Genomic DNA, 21894 nt, shown 5'->3' on the forward strand with positions numbered 1-21894 from the left:
GGCTCAGAACCGGTTCGGCCGGTCGCCCGACAGAATGCGCTGCCACAGCTGGGCACGCCGCGCTTCGTCTTCCACGGGCTCCAGCCACACGATGGCGCCGGCCGGGGCATCGGCCGACAGCGCTGGTGGCTCTTCGAGCGTGTTGGCCAGGCCCTGGCGGCGGGTCAGCGCACCACTGACGGCGGGCTCCAGCATGTAGTTGATCCACTCGGCGGCCAGCTCAACCTGGGTGGACTGGCGGGTGATGGCCCAGCAGTCCAGCCAGGCCAGTGCGCCCTCGCGCGGCACCACATAGCCCACATCCAGCCCGGCATCGCGCAGCTGCTTGAGCTGCTGCTGGCCGTAGTTGGCATGCATGACCGCAATGCGGTGCTTGCGAAACAGTTCCAGCGATTCTTCGGGCAGGCTGTAGAACGCACGCACATTGCGGCGCAAGGCCACCAGGTCTTTGGCCAGCGGGCCCAACTGCCCCACCGGGATCTGGAAGGGCGGCACGCCCCGGTACATGGCCGCGAGCGAAAAGCCGTGGCTGCTGCCGATGAACGCCAGCACACGCCCCTGCCAGCGCGGATCCCACAGCACGGCAATGGAGCCCGGAGGCCGGGCAAACTGCCCGCGGTCGTAGATGAGCCCCATCTCGGAATAGGTGTAGGGCATGGCGTAGACATCCGTGCCTTGGGCAATGCCCGCAATGGCGTGCAGTTGCCGAAAGCGCGGCAGCTGGTGCTGGGTGTTGGAGATGTTGTGCAGTGGCAACGGTGTGAGCAGGCGTCGCGCCACCAGCCGTGCGATTTCGGCCGTGTTGGCCGCCACCAGGTCAAAACCGGTGCCCTGCGGATTGGCCAGCTTGGCACGCAGCACGTCGTCAGAGGCCACGGTGGTGATCTCCACCCGCGCCCGGTGGCGCCTCTCGAAGTCGGCCACGATATCCGGGTCGGCATAGCCCGGCCAGGACAGCACACGCAGCACCGGCGCCGCGTGCACCGCTGCGGGCCACAGGGCTGCAGCGGCCAGCGGCAGCAGCACGGCCACGTCCCGGCGCCGCAGCGACCGCCGCACCGAAGTGACCGCCCCATCCACCGCGCACCGTGCCCTGTGTGCCATGCCCATCGCCCCGCTTCTGCAAGATCTGGTTACAAACAGTTTACGCGGACAATAGCGCCGTGACGATCCCTCAGTCTTTCATTCAGGAGCTGCTTGCCCGCGTCGATGTGGTCGACATCGTGGGCCGCTATGTACAGCTCAAGAAAGGCGGCGCCAATCTGATGGGCCTGTGCCCCTTTCACGGCGAAAAATCCCCCTCTTTCAGTGTGAGCCCGGCCAAGCAGTTCTATCACTGCTTTGGCTGTGGAAAAAACGGCAATGCCATCAGCTTCCTGATGGACCATGCGGGCATGGGGTTTGTCGAGGCCGTGCAGGACCTGGCCCAGAGCGTGGGGCTGCAGGTGCCGGACGATGACGTGTCCCCCCTGGAAAAAGAACGCGCCGCCGCTGCCCGCCAGAAGCAGGCCACGCTGACCGACGTGCTGGAAAAAGCCGCTGACGCCTACCGCCGGCACCTGCGTGAGTCGCAGCGGGCCATCGGCTACTTCAAGGGCCGGGGCGTGTCGGGCACTCTCGCCAAGCGCTATGGCCTGGGCTATGCGCCCGAGGGCTGGCGCAGCCTGGCCAGTGTGTTCGCGAGCTACGACGACCCGCTGCTGGAAGAAAGCGGCCTGGTCATCGTGAACGACGAGGATGGCGGCAAGCGCTATGACCGCTTTCGCGACCGGGTGATGTTCCCCATCCGTAACGTGAAGGGCGAATGCATCGGTTTTGGCGGACGTGTGCTGGGCGACGACAAACCCAAGTACCTCAACTCGCCCGAGACTCCCGTGTTCCACAAGGGCCGCGAGCTTTATGGGCTGTTCGAGGCCCGCACCGCCATCCGCGAGGCAGGTTACGCCCTGGTCACCGAAGGCTACATGGACGTGGTGGCACTGGCGCAGCTGGGCTTTCCCAACGCCGTGGCAACGCTGGGCACAGCCTGCACGCCCGAGCACGTGCAAAAGCTGCTGCGCTTCACCGAATCGGTGGTGTTCAGCTTTGATGGTGACGCTGCCGGGCGGCGCGCAGCGCGCAAGGCCCTGGACGGCGCCCTGCACCACGCCACGGACACGCGCAGCATCAAATTTCTCTTTCTACCCGCCGAGCACGATCCAGACAGTTTCATCCGCGCGCACGGCACCGAAGCCTTTGCGCGCCTGGTGGGCGATGCCATGCCGTTGAGCCGCTTCCTGGTCGAGGCGGCCAGCGAGCACTGCGACCTTGGCACGGCAGAAGGCCGCGCCCACATGGCCAGCAACGCCCGGCCTTTGTGGACGGCACTGCCTGACGGCGTGCTCAAGCGCCAGGTGCTCGGCGAGCTGGCGGAACTGACCCAGCTCAAAGCCCAGGACCTGGCCGACCTGTGGGGCCCGGGCCAGGGCCGCGACCAGCCAAGGCCCCCCGGGCCTGGCGGCCGCGGTGCGCAAACGGCGGGCTACCACGCACCATCGCCCTCCGAGGACGTGCCGCCCTGGGCGGGCGCCCCCGGCCCCGACGCATGGAGCACATACGCAGAGGCCCCCTCTTCCGGCTACGCCACGGGCTACAGCAAGCCGCCGTTCCGCAAAGGCACAGGGGACTGGAAAACGGGGACCTGGAAGAAAAAGGACAGAGACGCCCCCTGGCCACCCCAGCCGCGCCTGCCACGCGCGCCCACGGCCAGCCGCGCCGACCACGCCGCGCGCCTGCTGCTGTCGCACATGGCGTTTCTGGAAGAGCTGACGCACGACGATCACGCCACCCTGAGCGCCCAGCCCGCCCCCCACGGCCCGCTGTTTGTCTGGCTGGAGGCGCAGTTTCACGAGTACGGCCCGCTGGCCTGGGCGGTACTGCGCGAGAGCCTGCGCGACCACGAATGCGAGGCGCTGGCCGTGAAGGTGATGACGGGTTCGCACGCGCAGACCGAAGGCGCGCTGCAGGAACTGCGGCTGGAGCTGCGCGACCTGCTCAACCGCATGCAGATCGAGGACATCAAGGAGCAGCAAAAGCTGCTGGTGCTGCAGGTGGCGCAGGATCCAACGGCGCTGGAGCGCTACCGCGCCCTGGAGCAAAAGCGCAACGCCTTGCAGAACGCAGCGGCAAAAGCGGCTTGAAATCTGCGCCAAAGGTATAATGTAGGGTTAGTTATTGGCAAGAGCGACAGCAGCACCTCCGAGCCGGGCCACCGTGACAAACGCGCACAACCGTCCACCCATCGCAAGGACTGCACACCAAATGATCGCCCAGACATCTTGCCGCTGAGGGCCTCCCCTCAAGCGCAAAGCCCTTGTAGCTTTGCGTTGCCACCCGCGCCGGGACCTGAGGCGCTTGCGTTTTCTTTGTGTCCGTTTTTGATCCTGAGGTTGTTCCATGCCCGCTCAAAAGTCCGCGAAGCCATCCAAGTCTGCTCCAGTGCCCGCCGCCAAGGCTGTCTCCAAAACCGCTGCCAAAGCCCCGGCCAAGGCTGCCCCCAAAAAGGCCGCCGCCGCGCCCGCCCCGGTTGCCAAGAAAGTGAAAACTGTGCCCGTGAAAAGTTCTGCCGAGCTGACCAAAGCTGCCGATGAATTGCTGAAGAAAAAGCCTGCCCGCGCCAAGGCCGCCGCAGTATCCGAAGACGACGACACCCCGAAAAAGCGCCCCGGCCGCCCCGCCAAGGCGGCAGGCGCCGCCGAAGCCAAGGCCCCTGCCAAGCGCGGACGCAAGCCCAAGGCTGCAGCCGCCAGCGACGAAGGTGGCGACGACACCGACCTGTCGGACATCGAAGCCGACCTGGAAGGTGAAGTCGAAGAGACCACCGAAACCGCAGCCACGGTCGAGAAGGTCAAGCCCCTGCGCATGAAGATCAGCAAGGCGAAGGAACGCGCCTTGATGAAGGAGTTCGGCTTGGACGAAACCGTCCTGTCCGAAGAAGACATGGCCAAGCGCCGTGCGCGCCTGAAGGCCCTGATCAAGCTGGGCAAGACACGCGGCTACCTCACGCACGTTGAAATCAACGACCACCTGCCCGACAAGCTGGTCGATGCCGAAACCCTCGAAGCCGTCATCACCACGCTGAACGACCTGGGCGTGGCGGTGTACGAGCAGACGCCCGATGCCGAAGCGCTGATCATCACGGACAACGCCCCCGCTGGCGCTACCGAGGAAGAAGCCGAAGAAGCCGCCGAAGCCGCGCTCTCGACCGTGGACTCGGAATTCGGCCGCACCACCGACCCGGTCCGCATGTACATGCGCGAGATGGGCACCGTGGAGCTCTTGACCCGCGAAGGCGAAATCGAAATCGCCAAGCGCATCGAAGGCGGCCTGATGGCCATGATGGAGGCGATCAGCGCATCGCCCGCCACCATCGCCGAGATCCTCAACATGGGCGAAGAGATCCGCGAAGGCAAGGTCGTCATCTCGACCATCGTGGACGGCTTCTCCAACCCCAATGAGGCCGACGACTATGTGGCCGAAGAAGACTTCGATGAATTCGACGAGGCCGACGATGACGACGGCAAGGGCGGCAGCAAGGCGCTGACCAAGAAGCTCGAAGAGCTCAAGAAGCAGGCGCTGGAGCGCTTTGACAAGCTGCGCGAGCTGTTTGAAAAAGTGCACAAGGTGTACGACAAGGAAGGCTACGGCACGCCCAACTACCAGAAGGCGCAGAAGGCCCTGTCGGAAGAGCTGATGACCATCCGCTTCACCGCCAAGACCATCGAGAAGCTGTGCGACATGGTGCGCGGCCAGGTGGACGACGTGCGCAAGAAGGAGCGCGAGCTGCGCCGCATCATCGTGGACAAGTGCGGCATGCCCCAGGAGACGTTCATCAAGGACTTCCCGCCCAATCTGCTGAACCTGCAGTGGGTAGAGAAGCAGGCCGCTGCCGGCAAGCCCTGGTCGTCCATCATTGCGCGCAACGTACCGCCCATCCAGGACCTGCAGCAAAAGCTGATGGACCTGCAGTCGCGCGTGGTGGTGCCGCTGGCGGAGCTCAAGGGCATCAACAAGCGCATGAACGAAGGTGAAGCCACCTCGCGCGATGCCAAGAAGGAAATGATCGAGGCCAACCTGCGCCTCGTGATCTCGATTGCCAAGAAGTACACCAACCGCGGCCTGCAGTTCCTCGATCTGATCCAGGAAGGCAACATCGGCCTGATGAAGGCGGTGGACAAGTTCGAATACCGCCGTGGCTACAAGTTCTCGACGTATGCGACCTGGTGGATCCGCCAGGCCATCACAAGGAGCATTGCCGACCAGGCGCGCACCATCCGCATCCCGGTGCACATGATCGAGACCATCAACAAGATGAACCGCATCAGCCGCCAGCACTTGCAGGAGTTTGGTTTTGAGCCCGATGCGTCCATCCTGGCGGCCAAGATGGAGATCCCCGAGGACAAGATCCGCAAGATCATGAAGATCGCCAAGGAGCCGATCTCGATGGAAACCCCCATCGGCGACGACGACGACAGCCACCTGGGCGACTTCATCGAGGACGGTGCCAACACCGCGCCTATCGAAGCCGCCATGCAGGCCGGCCTGCGCGATGTGGTCAAGGACATCCTCGATGGCCTGACCCCCCGCGAAGCCAAGGTGCTGCGCATGCGCTTCGGTATCGAAATGACCAGCGACCACACCCTGGAAGAAGTGGGCAAGCAGTTTGACGTGACGCGCGAGCGCATTCGCCAGATCGAAGCCAAGGCGCTGCGCAAGCTCAAGCACCCTTCGCGCTCGGACAAGCTGCGCAGCTTTATCGACTCGCTGTAAACCGCATTGCGGTCACATGGGCAGGCCCTTGGCAACGGGGCTGCATCGGTCGCCCCAGATACCACCATGGTGCTGGGGCGTTGTGCTTTTTGGCGTGCCTGCCGCAGCGGGCACGCCGTCGCTCAAAATTTGATTGAAATATGGCTCCAGCGCTTTATGGATAAGCGCTAACAGCTATAAAAACATGAGCATTCAATCCAGTTTCAGCCCGGACTGCCTGACCAGCTTGGCCATGCGATCCACCTCGCTGCGGAAGAACGCAGCCGTGGCATCGGGCGCGGGGCTTTGCAGCTGGTAGCCCTGCGCCAGCAGGGCCTCGCGCACTTCCGGTGCTGCCACGGCGCTGCGCACGGCGTTGTAGGCCCGGTCCACTTCTGCCCGAGGCAGACCGGCCGGCCCCACCACGGCCACCCAGCCGTCCAGGGCGTAGTTGGGCAGGCCTTGTTCGGCAATCGTTGGCAGGTCGGGCAGCAGCGGGGAGCGTGTGGTGGACGACAGGCCTATGGCCCGCAGCGCACCCGACTTCACATGGGGCGCCGCCACGGCCACGGCGATGAACGCCATCTGGATCTGCCCGCCCAGCACATCGGCCGTCAGCGGCCCCATGCCCCGGTAGGGAATGTGCTTGATATCCACCTGCGCCTCGTGCACGAACATCTCCGCCGCCAGGTGCAGGATGGTGCCGTTGCCCGACGAACCGTAGTTCAGCACACCCGGCTGGGCCTTGGCCAGGGCCACCAGTTCGCGCACGTTTTTGGCCGCCACCGAAGGGTGCGCCACCAGCACAAAGGGTGTGGCGCCAATCAGGGTGATCGGCGTGATGTCGTCCACCGCGTGATACGGAATGTTCTTGAACACGCTGGGGTTGACGGCATGGTTGTTGGACACCATGCCCAGCATGGAGCCGTCTTTGGGCGCCTTCACGATCATCGTCGTGCCCGTGATGCCGCCGGCGCCGGGGTAGTTTTCCACCACCACCGGCCGCGCCAGCGCCTTGCCCAGGCTGGGGCCCAGCACGCGCGCAACGCCATCCACCCCCGAGCCCGCACTGACAGGCAGCACCAGGCGCACCGGCCTGTCTGCCCCCTGGGCAAAGGTCCACGCGGGCACCACGGCACTGGTCATGGCGGCTGCGAGCAGCGTGCGCCTTGTGAGGCGCTGTGCGTTCTGTGAGGGGGATACGGTGCTGCGTGCCGTGTTGTCTGTCATGGTTTGTCTCCGGTGTTGTGATGGGAATGCGTGGGTTCAGGCCACGGCGCCCTGCGCCTGCAGGGCCTGCAGCTGCTCGGGGCTGTAGCCCAGCTGCGCCATGAGTTCGGCGGTGTGCTGGCCCAGCACCGGTGGCTGCAGGCGCACGCCCAGCCGCTGCCCATCCATGCGCAGGGGAAACAGGGTGGTGCGTGCCGTCTGTCCGGCGCGCTCGCCATCGGGCAGCGTGATGTCCGCCAGGCCGCCGGTGGCATTGAGGTGCGGGTCGTCAAACAGCTGCTCGGGCCGCAGGATGGGCGCAAAGGGCAGACCGTGCTTCTCGAAGATGGCAGCCAGTTCGGCCGCGCTGTGTGCGGCCAGGCGCCTGCGCAGCTCGGGCAGCAGCGTGCCACGCGCGCGCACGCGGTCGTTGTTGTTAGACAGGCCCGGATCGGCCTTGAGGTCGGCGAAGCCCAGGGCATCGCAAAAGGTGATCCACTGCGCGTCGCTCACGGCGGCCAGAAAGATCTGCTCGCCGTCCTTCACACTGAACACGTCATACAGCGACCACGCCGAGATGCGGTCGGGCATGGGGGCTGCCGGCTGGCCGGTGACGGCGTACTGCATCATGTGCTGGCCCACGAGGAACACGTTGTTCTCGAACAGGGCCGAGTCCACCTCCTGCCCGCGCCCGGTGATACCGCGCTGCATCAGCGCCGCCATGGCGCCAATGGCGCCAAACATGCCACCCATGATGTCGTTCACGCTGGTGCCCGCGCGCAGCGGGTCTCCGGGGCGCCCGGTCATGTAGGCCAGGCCGCCCATCATCTGCACCACCTCGTCCAGCGCCGTGCGGTGCTCGTAGGGGCCGGGCAAAAAGCCCGTGTGGTTCACGTAGATGAGGCGCGGGTTGATCGGGCTCAGCGCGGCATAGTCCAGGCCGTATTTCGTCATCACGCCGGGCTTGAAGTTCTGCGCCACCACATCGGCCGAGGCCGCGAGCTTGCGCGCCACCTCCAGGCCCTCGGGGCTGCGCAGGTCGAGCGCAATGCTTTTCTTGTTGCGGTTGAACATGGGGAAAAAGCCCGCGCCTGCGCCCAGCAGGTGGCGCGTGCGGTCACCGTCCACGGGCTCGACCTTGATGACCTCGGCCCCCAGGTCGGCCAGCACCATGCCGCAGGTGGGGCCCATGACCATGTGGGTGAACTCCACCACGCGCAGGCCTTCCAGGGGCAGGCGTGGGGATGGTGTAGAGGGCTGTGTGTCGTTCATGGTGCAGCGTTAAAAAATGGTGGTTAGGCCGCTTGCAGTGCAGCGGGTGCGGCATTGCGGGGCAGGCCCGCCTGCCAGAGCGTGCCGTGCAGGGTCTCCACCGCCAGCCAGCCCGCCACGCGCTGGCGCAGCGCCAGCAGCGCGCGCACGTCAATGCCCGTGGTCACGCCCATGCGTTCGAGCATGAACACCAGGTCTTCGGTAGTGACATTGCCGCTGGCACCGGGCGCGTGTGGGCAGCCGCCGATACCGGCCAGGCAGGCATCAAAGCGGGTGATACCCGTCTGCCACGCGGCATAGACGTTTGCCAGGCCCATGCCACGCGTGTCGTGGAAATGCGCACAGGCCAGGCGGTCGCCCACCCGGGCGCGCGCTTTCTCAAACAGCCGGGCGACCGAGGCGGGGTCGGCATACCCCACGGTGTCCGCCAGGCTCACGCGGTCGGCGCCTGCATCCAGCAGCGCCTGCATCAGGCGCAGCACTTCGCTCTCGGCCACTTCGCCCTGCAGGGTGCAGCCAAAGGCCGTGCCCACGCCGCCTTCGATCAGCGTGCGGCTGCCACTGGCGTCACGCAATGCGCGGATGCGCGCCACTTCGGCCACCACTTCATCGGGGGTCTTGCGCAGGTTGGCCAGGCTGTGGGCATGGCTGGCCGAGAGCGGCACGATCATGAGGTCGGCGCACTGCTCCAGCGCGCGCTCGGCACCCTTGAAATTGGGCACCAGCACCGAGGCGACCAGCCCCGGCAAGCTCTTGGCATGGGCCAGCACCTGCGCAGTGTCGGCCAGCTGCGGCAGCAGGCGGGCGGGCACGAAGGAGCCCACCTCGATCTCGCGCTGGCCGGCGGCGTAGGCAGCGTTGATCCACTCGATCTTGTGCGCGGTGGAGACCACGGTGGCAATGCTCTGCAGCCCGTCGCGCAGGCCCACCTCGCGGACAATGGCGCGCAGGGGCGTGGGATGGGCGGTGGTCGTTTGCACGGGCTGTCTCCTGGGTTGGGTGCTTGGTGTTTATCCATTCTAGAAATTCCAAAAAGAAACAGAAAATCAATTTCGGAAGCTCTAAGATTCCCACCTGGAATATCAAACCAGCAAGGGCCCCATGCGCGACCTCGACCTGCAAACATTGCGGCTGTTTGCCGCCGTGTGCGAGCAGCGCAGCATTGCGCGCGTGGCCGAGCAGGAATCCATCGTGGGATCGGCCATCAGCAAACGCCTGGCGCAGCTGGAAGACACGGTGGGCACGCCGCTGCTGCTGCGCAGGCGCCGCGGCGTGGTGCCCACGCCGGCCGGCGAAACCCTGCTGGAGCACGCGCGCACCATGCTGGCCAGCGTGGGGCAGATCGAGCGCGACATGGCGGCCTACGCCACCGGCACCCGGGGCCATGTGCGCATGCTGGTCACGGCATCGGTCATGGCCGAATCGCTGGCCGACGATGTGGCGGCCTTTCTTCAGGACCCCGCCCACCGCGACATCCAGGTCAGCATGGAAGAACGCGTGAGCCCCGACGTGGTGCAGGGCATCCGCGACGGCAGCGCCTCGATCGGCATCTGCTGGGACGCTGCGGACCTTTCAGGCCTGGAAACCCGCGCCTACCGCACCGACCATCTCGCCGTGGTGGCCCACACCTCGCACCCGGTGGCAACGCAGAGCAGCGTGCGCTTTGCCGATGTGCTGGGCTACGAGTTCGTCAGCATGCCTGCGCTGAGTGCCGTGCAGGTGCTGCTGACACGTGCAGCAGCCGTGGAAGGCAAAGCCCTCGTCCACCGGGTGCTGGTGTCCAACTTTGATGCCGCCCTGCGGGTGGTGCGGGCCAACCTGGCCATCAGCGTGGTGCCCCGCGAAGTGGCCCTGCCCTTTGCCCAGACCGCCCCGCTGCGGGTGGTTCCGCTGAGCGATCCCTGGGCGCGGCGGCGCTTTGCCATCTGCTTTCGCAGCGCGCAGACCCTCACGCCCGCCGCCCAGCTCCTGGTGAGCCACCTGGCAGGCCTGGCCCGCCCGGACTGACCGCAGCAACGTGGCCTGATCGCAACAGTTTAAGTTGTAACATGAGTTTTTCTGGGCCTAGCGCATGTGTGGTGTGCGTTCTGAGCTACTAAACTTGTAGCAAAATGGGTTCCGCGCTATAGTCTCAGCGCATCAGGGGGCCCGGGGAACACCCGCCCGAATGAAATTTGATCCAACACTTGCGCGAGGAGAAGCGTCCATGAGCTCCAAAGAAAATGTCGCCATCAACCAGTTGTTCGAGCGGCTCGAATGCCGGTACGCGCTGCGCGTGCTGTGGGCCCTGAAGGACGGTCACCCCCAGACGTTCCGCCTGCTGCAGGACAGCGTCGGGGGCATCACCCCCAACACGCTGAACACCCGCATCAAGGAACTTCGCGAGGCAGGGTTTGTGGATCACGGCAGCGATGGCTACACCGTCACGCCTTCGGGCGCCGACCTGCTCAAGCGCCTTTCCGACGTGCAGGCCTTCGCAACCCGCTGGGTTGCAGGCCGCGCCAAGAAGGCCTGAAGGGGACCGCATCCCGTCGTCATGTGAGGCCTTGGGTACGGCACCACACCACACTGCGGCGCTGTCGTAAAATTTAAGGCCAAATTAGCTTCTAACGCTTGATAGTCAAGCGCTAGAAGCTATATTTTTAATAGCATTCAAGGAAATCCCCATGGCACTGACCACCACCGCATCCGGCCTGCAATACGAAGACACCACCGTGGGCGAAGGCGCCGAGGCGACCAAGGGCCAGAACGTGTCGGTGCACTACACCGGCTGGCTCTACAACAACGGCGAACAAGGCGCCAAGTTCGACTCCAGCCGCGACCGCAACGACCCGTTCGAGTTCTCGCTGGGCGCCGGCATGGTCATCAAGGGCTGGGACGAAGGCGTGCAGGGCATGAAGGTGGGCGGCCAGCGCACCCTGATCATCCCCGCAGCCCTGGGCTACGGCGCACGCGGCGCAGGCGGCGTGATTCCGCCCAACGCCACGCTGAAGTTTGATGTGGAACTGCTCAAGGTGGGCCGCTGACACCTGAAATTTCCGGCGGGCGACGCCCGTCTCCACCCTGCAAAAGCGGCCTTGTGGCCGCTTTTTTGTTGCCTGGCTACATCTCTGTGCGTACACGCGGCTGAGGCGGTGCGGGTCGCGTCAGCCAGCTCACCACCACCGCCACGACGAGCCCTGTGGGCACACCGAACACGCCCGCCGAGATGGGCTGGATGCCGAACCACAGCCCGTCGGCCAGCATCCACGCGGGCAGCACGCTCATGGCAGGCACGTGTGACAGCATGTAGTACACCGCCACACCCAGCCCCGCCAGCATCCCTGCCACGGCACCCTGCCGCGTCGTGCCGCGCCAGAATATGCCCAGCACCATCACCGGCACAAAAGCCGACGCGGCCAGCGAAAACGACGCCGACACCATGGGCAGGATCTCGGACGGCTTGAGCGCCGCCACAAACGCCGCCGACAGGGCCACCGCCAGGAGCGCGAACTTGGTCAAAATCACACGCTGCTCGGGAGAGGCTTCACGCTGCGTGTCCTGGAAGTAGAGATCGCGCACCAGGGCGTTGCTGATGGTCAGCAACAATCCGTCTGCGGTAGAGAGCGCCGCCGCCAGCCCTCCGGCCGCCACCAGGCCGGATACGACATAGGGCAGTCCGCCCAGTTCTGGCGTGGCCAGCATGATGAGGTCGGCCCCCAGCCGGATCTCGCCAAACTGCACGATACCGTCGGCGTTCACGTCCTCCACCGACAGGAGCGAACTGTCCACCCGCGCCCACTGCGCCATCCAGTTGGGCAGAGCTTCAAAGCTGCTGCCCACCAGGTTCTGCATGACCTCGAACTTCACCAGCACAGCCAGCGCCGGGGCGCTGAGATACAGCAGGGCAATGAAGAACAGGGACCACGCCACGGACGCGCGCGCCCCCGACACCGTGGGCGAGGTGTAGTAGCGCGTGAGCAGGTGCGGCAGGCCCGCGGTGCCGACCATGAGGCAGAACATGAGCGCCAGGAAGTTGCGGCGCGTGAGCTCGTAGTCGCGCTGCTCTTCGGGCGTTCCGTTCGGGTCGCCCACGTACGCCTGGCTGTGCAACGGCAGGCCGCCCAGGGGGCGCGCACGTTCATAGTTCTCGCGCATCTCGCGCGTCCAGCGCTCACGGGCAGCAGCAGCGTCCCGGGGCAACGCGGCCAGTTCGCGGCTGGCGGTGACGATCAGGCCCACCTCGGCATTCTGGGCGCGCAGCGCGCGGATGCGCTCGCGGCCTCTCTCGCGCTCGCGCTCCAGGGCGCCCTCCACGTCGCGCAGCCGTTCTTCAAAATCCTGCGCGCGCCGCAGGTAGGTCTGTACCACCTGGTGTTCGGCCGGGGAGTCCAGGAGCTGTGCCTCCAGATCGGCGATCTTGCTGATCTGCGTGCCATAGACCAGCGGCGCCAAAGGGTTGCCCAGCTGCTTGTACGCCAGCCACGACACGGGTATGAGGAACGCCAGCAGCAGCACCACATACTGTGCCACCTGCGTCCAGGTGATGGCGCGCATGCCGCCCAGGAACGAGCACAGCAGTACCCCGCCCAGCCCGAGCATGATGCCGATCTCGAACTGCACCCCTGTCAGGCGCGAAGCGATCAGCCCCACCCCATAGATCTGCGCCACGACATAGGTGAACGAACACAACACGGCCGCCAGCGCCGCAATCAACCGCGGCCAGCGCCCGCCAAAGCGCACATGGAAGAAGTCCGGCACCGTGTACAAGCCCATGGCGCGCAGGTGCGGCGCAATCAGCATGGCCACCAGACAGAAGCCTCCCGTCCACCCCAGCAGATAGGCCAGGCCCCCTGCCTGCCCCGGTGTGCCCGAAAAGCCCTGCAGGTACAGCGCCCCGGACAGGCTGATGAACGACGCGGCGCTCATCCAGTCTGCCGCTGCCGCCATGCCGTTGTACATGGGCGGAATGCGCCGCCCGGCCACGTAGTACTCCTCCGGGTCCGTGGTGCGGCCGTAAACGCCGATGCCTGCGTAAACCATCACCGTGAGGAACAGGAAGATGGGGCCAATCCAGTGCCGCGAGAGCCCCTGCCGCTCTGCCCAGGTCATCAGCGCCAGAAAGGCCAGCACCCCGAAGATGTACAGGGCCAGAATGCGGTGCAGCCGCCACAGATAGGCGCGGTCGGCGCCAGACGCGGTTTGGTCAGCCATGGGGGCGGTCCGCAGCATCGGGCGACGCCTGCGCCGCATTGCGTTCGGCATCCTGGCGCTCGAAACGGTTCATGGCCCAGCCATAGGCCACCACGATACCGATGAACACCAGCACGGCCCCCTGGGCAGCAATCCAGTAACCCAGCGGCCAGGTTCCGAACACGCGCTGCTGCAGGTCTCTGGCGAAATAGGTGGCCACGAACGTCACCGCCACCCACAGCAACAGCAACCCGGCCTTGAGCTTCAGATGCCGCACATCGTGCAGATCGGGCGGGAACGGGCCCGCCATTTCAGCGTCGGGAGATCGGGAGGGCGGCGGGGGCGGCTGCATCACGGGCACGGCATCACGGACGCTGTGTCAGGTGGTGCAGATTGCGCATGGCCGCCCCGCGCGTCAGCTTGCGAGCTGCTGCCAGGTGGCAATCACGCTGTCAGGGTTCAGCGAAATCGACGAAATGCCCTCCTTGGCCAGCCACTGCGCGAAATCAGGGTGGTCGCTTGGGCCCTGGCCACAGATGCCGATGTACTTACCCTGCGCCAGGCAGGCCTTGATGGCCTGGTGGATCAGCGCCTCGACAGCAGGGTCGCGCTCGTCAAAGTCTTGCGCCAGCAGCTCCAGGCCCGAGTCGCGGTCCAGCCCCAGCGTGAGCTGGGTCAGGTCGTTGGAGCCGATGGAGAAACCGTCGAAGAACTCCAGGAAGCGGTCAGCAAGGATCGCATTGCTGGGTACCTCGCACATCATGATGACCTTGAGATCATCCTTGCCACGCTGCAGGCCATGGGTGGCCAGCAGCTTGGTCACGCGCTCGGCCTGGCCCAGTGTGCGCACAAACGGCACCATCACCTGCACGTTGGTCAGGCCCATGTCGTTGCGCACGCGCTTCAAGGCTTCACATTCCATCGCGAAGGCTTCGCCGAAATCTTCGCTGATGTAGCGGGCTGCGCCGCGGAAGCCCAGCATCGGGTTTTCTTCCTCGGGCTCGTAGCGGCTGCCGCCGATCAGCTTGCGGTATTCGTTGGACTTGAAGTCCGACAGGCGCACGATGACGGGCTTGGGCCAGAAGGCGGCGGCAATGGTGGCCACGCCTTCAGCGACCTTGTCCACGTAGAACGCGCGGGGGCTGGCATGGCCACGGGCCACGGACTCCACGGCCTTCTTCAGGTCGGCGTCGATCTGGGGGTAGTCCAGGATCGCCTTGGGGTGCACGCCAATGTTGTTGTTGATGATGAACTCCAGCCGCGCCAGGCCCACGCCTTCGTTGGGCAGCTGGGCAAAGTCAAACGCCAGCTGGGGGTTGCCCACGTTCATCATGATCTTGGTCTTGATGGGTGGCATCGCGCCGCGCTGCACTTCAGTGACTTCGGTTTCGAGCAGGCCGTCATAGATCTTGCCGGTGTCGCCCTCGGAGCAGCTCACGGTGACCAGCGTGCCATCGGTCAGGCGCTCGGTGGCATCGCCGCAGCCCACCACGGCCGGAATGCCCAGCTCGCGCGCAATGATGGCCGCGTGGCAGGTGCGGCCACCCCGGTTGGTGACGATGGCGCTGGCACGCTTCATCACGGGCTCCCAGTTCGGGTCGGTCATGTCGGTGACGAGCACATCCCCGGGCTGGACCTTGTCCATCTCGGAAATGTTGTGCACCAGGCGCACCGGGCCGGTGCCGATCTTCTGGCCAATGGCGCGGCCCTCGGCCAGCACGGTGCCGTGGCCCTTGAGCTTGTAGCGCAGCTCGGCCTGGCCCTTGGCCTGGCTTTTCACGGTCTCGGGGCGGGCCTGCAGGATGTAGAGCTGGCCGTCGGTGCCGTCCTTGCCCCACTCGATGTCCATGGGGCGGCCGTAGTGCTGCTCGATCACCAGCGCGTAGCGGGCCAGTTGCTCCACGTCAGCATCGGTCAGCGAATAGCGGTTGCGCTGCTCGGTGGGCACGTCAATGGTCTTGACCAGCTTGCCGCTGGCGGCCTTTTCCTCGGGCGTGGAGAACACCATCTGGATCAGCTTGCTGCCCAGGTTGCGGCGGATCAGCGCCTTCTTGCCCGCCTTGAGCATGGGCTTGTGCACGTAGAACTCGTCGGGGTTCACGGCGCCCTGCACCACCGTCTCACCCAGGCCGTAGCTGCTGGTGATGAAGACCACGTCTTCAAATCCGGATTCGGTGTCGATGGTGAACATCACGCCTGCGGCGCCCAGATCAGAGCGCACCATGCGCTGCACGCCGGCCGACAGGGCCACCACATCGTGCTCGAAACCCTTGTGCACGCGGTAGGAAATGGCGCGGTCGTTGTACAGCGACGCAAACACTTCCTTCATCTTGTGCATGACTTCGTCGATGCCCACCACGTTCAGGAAGGTCTCCTGCTGGCCGGCAAACGAGGCATCAGGCAAGTCCTCGGCCGTGGCCGACGAGCGCACGGCAAAAGAGGCAGCGGGGTTGCCAGCGCTCAGCTTGGCAAATTCGTCGGCAATGGCCTTTTGCAGGTCGGCCGGAAAAGGCTGTGCCTCGACCATGGCGCGGATTTCGGCACCCACCTGCGCCAAGGCGCGCACGTCTTCGGTGTCCAGGCTCTTGAGCTTGGCGCTGATCTTGTCGGCCAGGCCGTCGTAGGCCAGAAAGTCGCGGAACGCGTGGGCGGTGGTGGCAAAGCCGGTGGGCACGCGCACGCCCTGCGGCAGCTGGGAGATCATCTCGCCGAGGCTGGCGTTCTTGCCGCCAACGACCTCGACATCGGTCATTCTCAGGTTTTCAAACGGTACGACCAGGGCGGTCGGGCTGAAAAGTGCAGACATGGGAAAGCTCCAGAAGTTGAAACCGGGTCGTCTGCGCGCCCGCCTCGTGCTGTACGCAGGAGCGGTGGGCGAGCGGCCATGCACAGGCTGCGGCTTTGTCGTTGTGGTTGTGTGCCGACGCGGTGCATGGTGAGAATCAGATAATTGTGACAATTGTAGGCCCCCACTACTGGCGGCGGGCTGACGTTTTCAAAAAGGGGCTCCATGCACTCGCGCACCGTATTTTTTGTCTCTGACGGCACCGGCATCACCGCCGAAACCTTTGGAAACGCCATCCTGGCCCAGTTCGAGATGAAGCCGCGCCATGTGCGCCTGCCCTTTATCGACACCGCCGACAAGGCCCACCAGGCGGTGCGCCAGATCAACCACACAGGCGAGGTGGAGGGCAAAAAGCCCATCGTCTTCACCACCCTGGTCAACATGGAAGTGCTCAAGGTCATCCAGGAAGGCTGCAAAGGCATGCTGCTGGACATGTTTGGCACCTTTGTCCACCCGCTGGAGGAAGAGCTGGGCATCCGCTCGCACCACCGCGTGGGACGTTTCAGCGACGTGAGCCGCAGCAAGGAGTACACCGACCGCATCGAGGCCATCAACTTCAGCCTGGCCCACGACGACGGTCAGAGCAACCGCGACCTGGCGGGCGCTGATGTGATCCTGGTGGGCGTGAGCCGCAGCGGCAAGACCCCCACCAGCCTGTACCTGGCCATGCAATGCGGGCTGAAGGCTGCCAACTACCCGCTGATTCCCGAGGACTTTGAACGCCGCCAGCTCCCGCCGGCCCTGGTGCCGTTTCGCAGCAAGATCTTCGGCCTGACCATCAGCCCCGAGCGCCTGTCCGAGATCCGCAGCGAACGCCGCCCCAACTCGAAGTACGCAGACCTGCTCAACTGCCGCAACGAGGTGGCCGAGGCCGAGGCCATGATGCGCCGCTCGGGCATTCGGTGGCTCTCGACCACGACCAAGTCCATCGAGGAAATCGCCACCACCATCCTGCAGGAGATCCGGCCGGAGAGGCTGGTGTATTGAAGCCCCTGCCGGTACGCCCCATGGCGCCAGGCGTGTGGCGAGCAGCGAGGGGGCAAAGGCTGGTGGCCTGCTCTGCGTACAGAGCCCGGGCATAAAAAGAGCGACGGGTGCCAACGCACCACGTCGCTCATATTTTTATAGCTGCCAGCGCTTTACCATCAAGCGCCGAAGCCCTTTTTTACCTGAATTTCAGGCAGGTTCTGCCACCGGCTGCGCTGCCGGGGCTGCGGCCGATGCCACCACCGGCATGCGGATAAGGTGGTCGAACGCGCTCAGTGCCGCCTTCGACCCGTCACCCGCCGCGATCACGATTTGCTTGTAAGGCACGGTGGTGCAATCGCCCGCCGCAAACACGCCGGGGATGTTGGTGCGGCCGTGCGAATCGACAGTGATTTCGCCAAAGCGCGACAGCTCCACCGTGCCCTTGAGCCATTCGGTATTGGGCACCAGGCCGATCTGCACGAACACGCCTTCAAGCTGCACGGTGTGCTCCACATTGGTGGCGCGGTCCTTGTATTTGAGGCCGTTGACCTTGCCATCGGCGCCGGTGATCTCGGTGGTCTGCGCGTTGGTGTGGATGGTCACGTTGGACAGGCTCTTGAGCTTGTTGACCAGCACGGCGTCGGCCTTGAGCTGGTCGGCAAACTCGATGAGCGTGACATGGGCCACCACGCCAGCGAGGTCAATCGCAGCCTCCACGCCACTGTTGCCGCCGCCGATGACGGACACGCGCTTGCCCTTGAACAGCGGGCCGTCGCAGTGCGGGCAGTAGGCCACGCCCTTGTTCTTGTACTCGGCTTCGCCAGGCACGTTCACGTTGCGCCAGCGGGCGCCGGTGGACAGGATCACCGTCTTGGCCTTGAGCGAGCCGCCGTTGGCCAGCTGCACTTCAATCAGGCCACCGGGCTGCGCGGCGGGGATGAGCTTGTCGGCGCGCTGCAGGTTCATGATGTCCACGCCATAGGCGCGGGTGTGGGCTTCGAGCGCGGCGGCGAACTTGGGGCCGTCGGTTTCGAGCACCGAGATGTAGTTCTCGATGGCCAGCGTGTCATTCACCTGGCCGCCAAAGCGCTCGGCAGCCACGCCGGTGCGGATGCCCTTGCGGGCGGCGTACACGGCGGCCGCGGCACCTGCAGGGCCACCGCCGACGATGAGCACGTCATACGGGTCCTTGGCGCTGAGCTTGGCGGCTTCGCGGGCGGCAGAGCCAGTGTCGAGCTTGGCCACGATTTCTTCGATGGTCATGCGGCCCGAGCCGAACACCTGGCCGTTCAGGAACACCATGGGCACGGCCATGATTTCGCGGTCGTTCACTTCCTGCTGGAAGGCGCCGCCTTCGATCACGGTCGTCTTGATCTTGGGGTTGACGATGGCCATGAGCGACAGCGCCTGCACCACGTCCGGGCAGTTGTGGCAGGTCAGGCTCATGTAGACCTCGAAATTGAAGTCGCCATCCAGGGCCTTGATGGAATCGATCACGTCCTGCTCGACCTTGGGCGGGTGGCCGCCCGTCCACAGCAGGGCCAGCACCAGCGAGGTGAATTCATGGCCCAGCGGCAGGCCGGCAAAGCGCAGGCTGTTGCTGGCGCCCACGCGCTGCAGGCTGAAGGATGGCTTGCGGGCATCGTTGCCGTCGGTGCGCAGGGTGATCTTGTCGCTGCGCAGGGTTTGGATGGTCACGAGCAGCTCGCGCATGTCGCGCGCCGTCTCGCTGTCGTCCAGGGAAGCCACCAGCTCAAACGGCTGCTGCACGCGCTCCAGGTAGGCGGCGAGTTGGGTCTTGAGTTGTTCGTCGAGCATGGTGGTGTCCTTTGAATTTGGAGTTGTGATGTGGGGGAGGTTGAAGCCAATAGGGCTGCAGTTCAAGCCTGCATGTCAACGTCCGGGCGTAAAAAAGCCGGACGGCATGGCGCACAGGCGCCATGACGCTGTCCGGCTTTGGGGCCGAAGAACCAGATTGCTTAAATCTTGCCGACCAGGTCTAGCGAAGGCGTCAGCGTCTTGGCGCCTTCCTTCCACTTGGCGGGGCAGACCTGGCCAGGGTTGGCGGCGGTGAACTGGGCAGCCTTGAGCTTGCGCAGGGTTTCCGACACGTCACGGGCGATTTCGTTGGAGTGGATTTCCATCGTCTTGATCACGCCATCGGGATTGATCACGAACGTGCCGCGCAGCGCCAGGCCTTCTTCAGGGATGTGCACGCCGAACGCGTTGGTCAGCTGGTGCGTGGGGTCGCCCACCAGAGGGAATTTGGCCTTGCCCACGGCGTCCGACGTTTCGTGCCACACCTTGTGCGAGAAGTGGGTGTCGGTGGTCACGATGTAGACCTCTGCGCCGGCCTTCTGGAACTCAGCGTAGTTGTCGGCGGCGTCTTCGATTTCGGTGGGGCAGTTGAAGGTGAAGGCTGCGGGCATGAAGATCAGCACGGACCATTTGCCCTTCAGGTCGGCTTCGGTCAGATCGATGAACTCGCCTTTGCCATTGCGGTTGACAAAAGCAGTGGTCTTGAAGGGCTGAACTTGCGTATTGATCAGGGACATTGCTGTTTCCTTTATGGGTTGGTTGACTGAACAGGACTGAAGTCTAGGCCTTTCCTAGCAATCAATCCAATTAATTGATTTCATTGAATCAATTGTCTACGACTATACATCGCCTCTCCAGGGCAGCGTGGGTGCCGCGACTATTGCCCCACCCCGCTGGAAGGATTGCAGCGCGCAGGAAGCAGCACAACCCTGTGACAAACGGGCTTTGCGTCATATCAACAAAACAAATGCAAATGATTCGCGTTTGCTAATAAGATCGGGGCACCGCGCGGCGTGGCCCTGCTGGCCGTACACAACCCGATCTGGCACCAGAAATATTGGTCAAAACTGCCTTCAGCGCTTTACCAACATGCGCAAGCAGCTCATTTATTCATAGCAAATTCATCACCATGTTCCAAACACTTCTGATCTGCTTTCGCGAAGGGCTGGAAGCCCTGCTGGTGGTTGCCATTGCCACGTTGTACCTGCGCAAGACGGGGCGCACGCAGCTGCTTGTGCCGCTGCGCGCAGGTGTGGGGGTGGCCGCAGCACTCTCGGTGGTGCTGGGCTGGGTGCTGTCGCACGTTGGCGCGTTGTCGCCTGCGGCGGAAGGTGTGATGGCGCTGGTTGCGGCAGCCACCGTGGCGTGGTGTGCGGTGCACATGCGCAGCGCGGGCCAGGGCATGGGCCGGGTCATCGCCCAACGCATGGACCGCGCCAGCGTGCTGGAGGGCCCGCGCGCCTGGGTTGCGGTGTTCCTGTTTGCCCTTTTCATGGTGGGCCGCGAGGGCGTGGAAACCGCCACCATGCTTGCAGCCCTGGGCCGCAGTGCTGACCTGGCCTACATGGCCTGGGGCGGCATCGCGGGCCTGGCGCTGGCCATTGCCATTGCCTGGGCCTGGACGCGCTATGGCCGCGCGGTGAATCTGGCACGGTTTTTTCGCGTCACCGCATGGTTCATGGCGGTGTTCGCCGTGCAGTTGGTGGTCTATGCGCTGCATGAGTTCACCGAGACAGCATCCATTCCGTTCATCGACAACGCCTGGTGGCATGCCGCCACCGAAGATCTGGCCGAGGGGCGGATTGCGCAGCTGATATCGCTGGCCCTGGTGCTGGTGCCCACCCTGTGGCTGGGCCTGGCGCACTGGCGCGACCGCAGGGCAGCGGCGCAGGCTGCCCTGCCCATGTCGGCCGGGCGCGCAGTGGGCACAACGCGCCAAGCGGGGTAACTGCCCCGGTCCCTTCCTTGCAGCAGCCAGATGCGAACACAACTCAGCATCACACGCAGCCATTGCCCGCGCGCAGGGGCTTGCCTTGCAAGGCTTGGTGCAGCTCACGACAATCGGGGCCGCATCCACACAACACGACATAGCAAGGAGTCCCCATGAAAGGCGACGCACAGGTCATCGGCCATCTTCAGGCCCAGCTCAAGAACGAGCTCACCGCGATCAATCAGTACTTCCTGCACTACCGCATGCTCAAGCACTGGGGCTTCGACAAACTCGCCAAGAAGGAGTATTCGGAATCCATCGGCGAGATGAAGCATGCCGACTGGCTGATGGACCGCATCTTCACGCTGGACGGCCTGCCCAACCTGCAGGATCTGGCCAAGCTGCAAGTGGGCGAGGACGTTCCGGAGATCCTGGCCTGCGACCTGCGCGCGGAACAAGGCGCCCAGGCCACCATCAAGGACGGCATTGCCCACTGCGAAAGCGTGCGCGACTATGTCTCGCGCGACCTGCTGCAAAAGATCCTGGACGACACCGAAGAGCACATCGACTTCCTCGAAACCCAGATCGAGCTGATCGGCAAGGTGGGCCTGCAGAACTACCTGCAGTCGCAGATGGGTGACGTGGAGTAACGCCACGGTTTCATGAGAGCGCCTCACTGCAGGCTAGCGAAGAGAAAACGGGCCGAGGCCCGTTTTTTTATGTCTCACAGGGAATCACATTCGCGGCGCACATCCGTATTTCTGTGCAGGGGCAGGTACCTGCGGGGCACGGCACCAGGTGTGCAGTTGCCACCAGCGACCTCACATCCCGGCCGGGCAGCAACCTCGCGCAGCCCCTGCGTTGGCGTTCCTGGCACGGCCTTTGTCAACAG

General features: G+C 64.7%; 17 protein-coding genes. 8 read left to right on the top strand and 9 right to left on the bottom strand.

The features are described 5' to 3' along the window. Positions 1-3: 3 nt before the first annotated feature. Positions 4-1110, bottom strand: a complete 1107-nt coding sequence (locus AAFF19_RS16035) for an extracellular solute-binding protein (RefSeq protein WP_008905972.1) — start codon at positions 1108-1110, stop codon at positions 4-6. Between the two features lie 53 nt (positions 1111-1163). Between AAFF19_RS16035 and dnaG the strand changes: the two genes are divergently transcribed. Together dnaG and rpoD are read left to right on the top strand one after the other, a co-directional pair. Continuing rightward, entirely contained in the window at positions 1164-3179 is a 2016-nt protein-coding gene (dnaG, locus tag AAFF19_RS16040) for a DNA primase (RefSeq protein ID WP_008905973.1), read from the top strand. A 256-nt stretch (positions 3180-3435) separates the two neighbouring features. Next, positions 3436-5808, top strand: a complete 2373-nt coding sequence (gene rpoD, locus AAFF19_RS16045) for an RNA polymerase sigma factor RpoD (RefSeq protein WP_342720547.1) — start codon at positions 3436-3438, stop codon at positions 5806-5808. Between the two features lie 192 nt (positions 5809-6000). On the opposite strand, the gene AAFF19_RS16050 is transcribed toward rpoD, so the two are convergent. Genes AAFF19_RS16050 through AAFF19_RS16060 form a run of 3 tightly spaced genes read right to left on the bottom strand, consistent with a single transcriptional unit; the run spans position 6001 to position 9248 of the window. Then, positions 6001-7017 (bottom strand): tripartite tricarboxylate transporter substrate binding protein, encoded by a 1017-nt coding sequence (locus tag AAFF19_RS16050; RefSeq protein WP_008905975.1) that lies wholly within the window; start codon positions 7015-7017, stop codon positions 6001-6003. A gap of 36 nt (positions 7018-7053) precedes the next feature. Beyond that, positions 7054-8268: a CaiB/BaiF CoA-transferase family protein gene (locus AAFF19_RS16055; RefSeq protein WP_182119773.1), complete on the bottom strand. Its 1215-nt coding sequence runs from the start codon at positions 8266-8268 to the stop codon at positions 7054-7056. Between the two features lie 23 nt (positions 8269-8291). Beyond that, positions 8292-9248, bottom strand: coding sequence for a hydroxymethylglutaryl-CoA lyase (locus tag AAFF19_RS16060; protein ID WP_342720548.1), 957 nt, complete (start codon positions 9246-9248; stop codon positions 8292-8294). Positions 9249-9369: 121 nt separating this feature from the next. On the opposite strand from AAFF19_RS16060, the gene AAFF19_RS16065 reads away from it, so the two are divergent. From AAFF19_RS16065 to AAFF19_RS16075, 3 genes are all read left to right on the top strand, one after another. Continuing rightward, a complete protein-coding gene (locus AAFF19_RS16065; RefSeq protein ID WP_008905978.1) occupies positions 9370-10275 on the top strand; it encodes a LysR family transcriptional regulator in 906 nt (301 codons plus the stop codon). Positions 10276-10474: 199 nt separating this feature from the next. Then, positions 10475-10783, top strand: coding sequence for a winged helix-turn-helix transcriptional regulator (locus AAFF19_RS16070; RefSeq protein ID WP_063462008.1), 309 nt, complete (start codon positions 10475-10477; stop codon positions 10781-10783). A gap of 151 nt (positions 10784-10934) precedes the next feature. Beyond that, positions 10935-11294 carry an FKBP-type peptidyl-prolyl cis-trans isomerase gene (locus tag AAFF19_RS16075; protein ID WP_008905980.1) on the top strand — a complete coding sequence of 120 codons (360 nt, stop codon included), beginning with the start codon at positions 10935-10937 and terminating at the stop codon, positions 11292-11294. 76 nt (positions 11295-11370) lie between these two features. On the opposite strand, the gene AAFF19_RS16080 is transcribed toward AAFF19_RS16075, so the two are convergent. The 3 genes from AAFF19_RS16080 to ppsA form a co-directional block, all read right to left on the bottom strand. Next, positions 11371-13461: a VC_2705 family sodium/solute symporter gene (locus AAFF19_RS16080; RefSeq protein WP_342720549.1), complete on the bottom strand. Its 2091-nt coding sequence runs from the start codon at positions 13459-13461 to the stop codon at positions 11371-11373. Next, on the bottom strand, positions 13454-13792 hold the full coding sequence (locus tag AAFF19_RS16085; protein ID WP_182119775.1) for a DUF4212 domain-containing protein: 339 nt from the start codon (positions 13790-13792) through the stop codon (positions 13454-13456). Before AAFF19_RS16085 ends, AAFF19_RS16080 begins: the two co-directional genes overlap by 8 nt. Before the next feature lie 63 nt (positions 13793-13855). Beyond that, on the bottom strand, positions 13856-16246 hold the full coding sequence (ppsA, locus tag AAFF19_RS16090; RefSeq protein WP_342720550.1) for a phosphoenolpyruvate synthase: 2391 nt from the start codon (positions 16244-16246) through the stop codon (positions 13856-13858). Positions 16247-16450: 204 nt separating this feature from the next. Between ppsA and AAFF19_RS16095 the strand changes: the two genes are divergently transcribed. Beyond that, positions 16451-17272 carry a pyruvate, water dikinase regulatory protein gene (locus tag AAFF19_RS16095; RefSeq protein WP_008905984.1) on the top strand — a complete coding sequence of 274 codons (822 nt, stop codon included), beginning with the start codon at positions 16451-16453 and terminating at the stop codon, positions 17270-17272. A gap of 189 nt (positions 17273-17461) precedes the next feature. Here the strand turns inward: AAFF19_RS16095 and ahpF are convergent, their stop codons facing one another. Together ahpF and ahpC are read right to left on the bottom strand one after the other, a co-directional pair. Further along, entirely contained in the window at positions 17462-19072 is a 1611-nt protein-coding gene (ahpF, locus tag AAFF19_RS16100; protein WP_342720551.1) for an alkyl hydroperoxide reductase subunit F, read from the bottom strand. 161 nt (positions 19073-19233) lie between these two features. Next, a complete protein-coding gene (ahpC, locus tag AAFF19_RS16105) occupies positions 19234-19809 on the bottom strand; it encodes an alkyl hydroperoxide reductase subunit C (protein WP_008905986.1) in 576 nt (191 codons plus the stop codon). Positions 19810-20201: 392 nt separating this feature from the next. Here ahpC and AAFF19_RS16110 point away from each other — a divergent pair, with 392 nt between their 5' ends. Both AAFF19_RS16110 and bfr read left to right on the top strand, forming a co-directional pair. Further along, positions 20202-21020, top strand: a complete 819-nt coding sequence (locus AAFF19_RS16110) for an FTR1 family protein (RefSeq protein ID WP_342720552.1) — start codon at positions 20202-20204, stop codon at positions 21018-21020. Positions 21021-21175: 155 nt separating this feature from the next. Then, complete coding sequence (gene bfr, locus AAFF19_RS16115) at positions 21176-21652, top strand: bacterioferritin (RefSeq protein ID WP_182119779.1); 477 nt, start codon at positions 21176-21178, stop codon at positions 21650-21652. The last annotated feature ends 242 nt before the right edge of the window (positions 21653-21894 follow it).

The sequence above is a fragment of the Acidovorax sp. FHTAMBA genome, assembly GCF_038958875.1.
Lineage (GTDB): Bacteria > Pseudomonadota > Gammaproteobacteria > Burkholderiales > Burkholderiaceae_C > Acidovorax.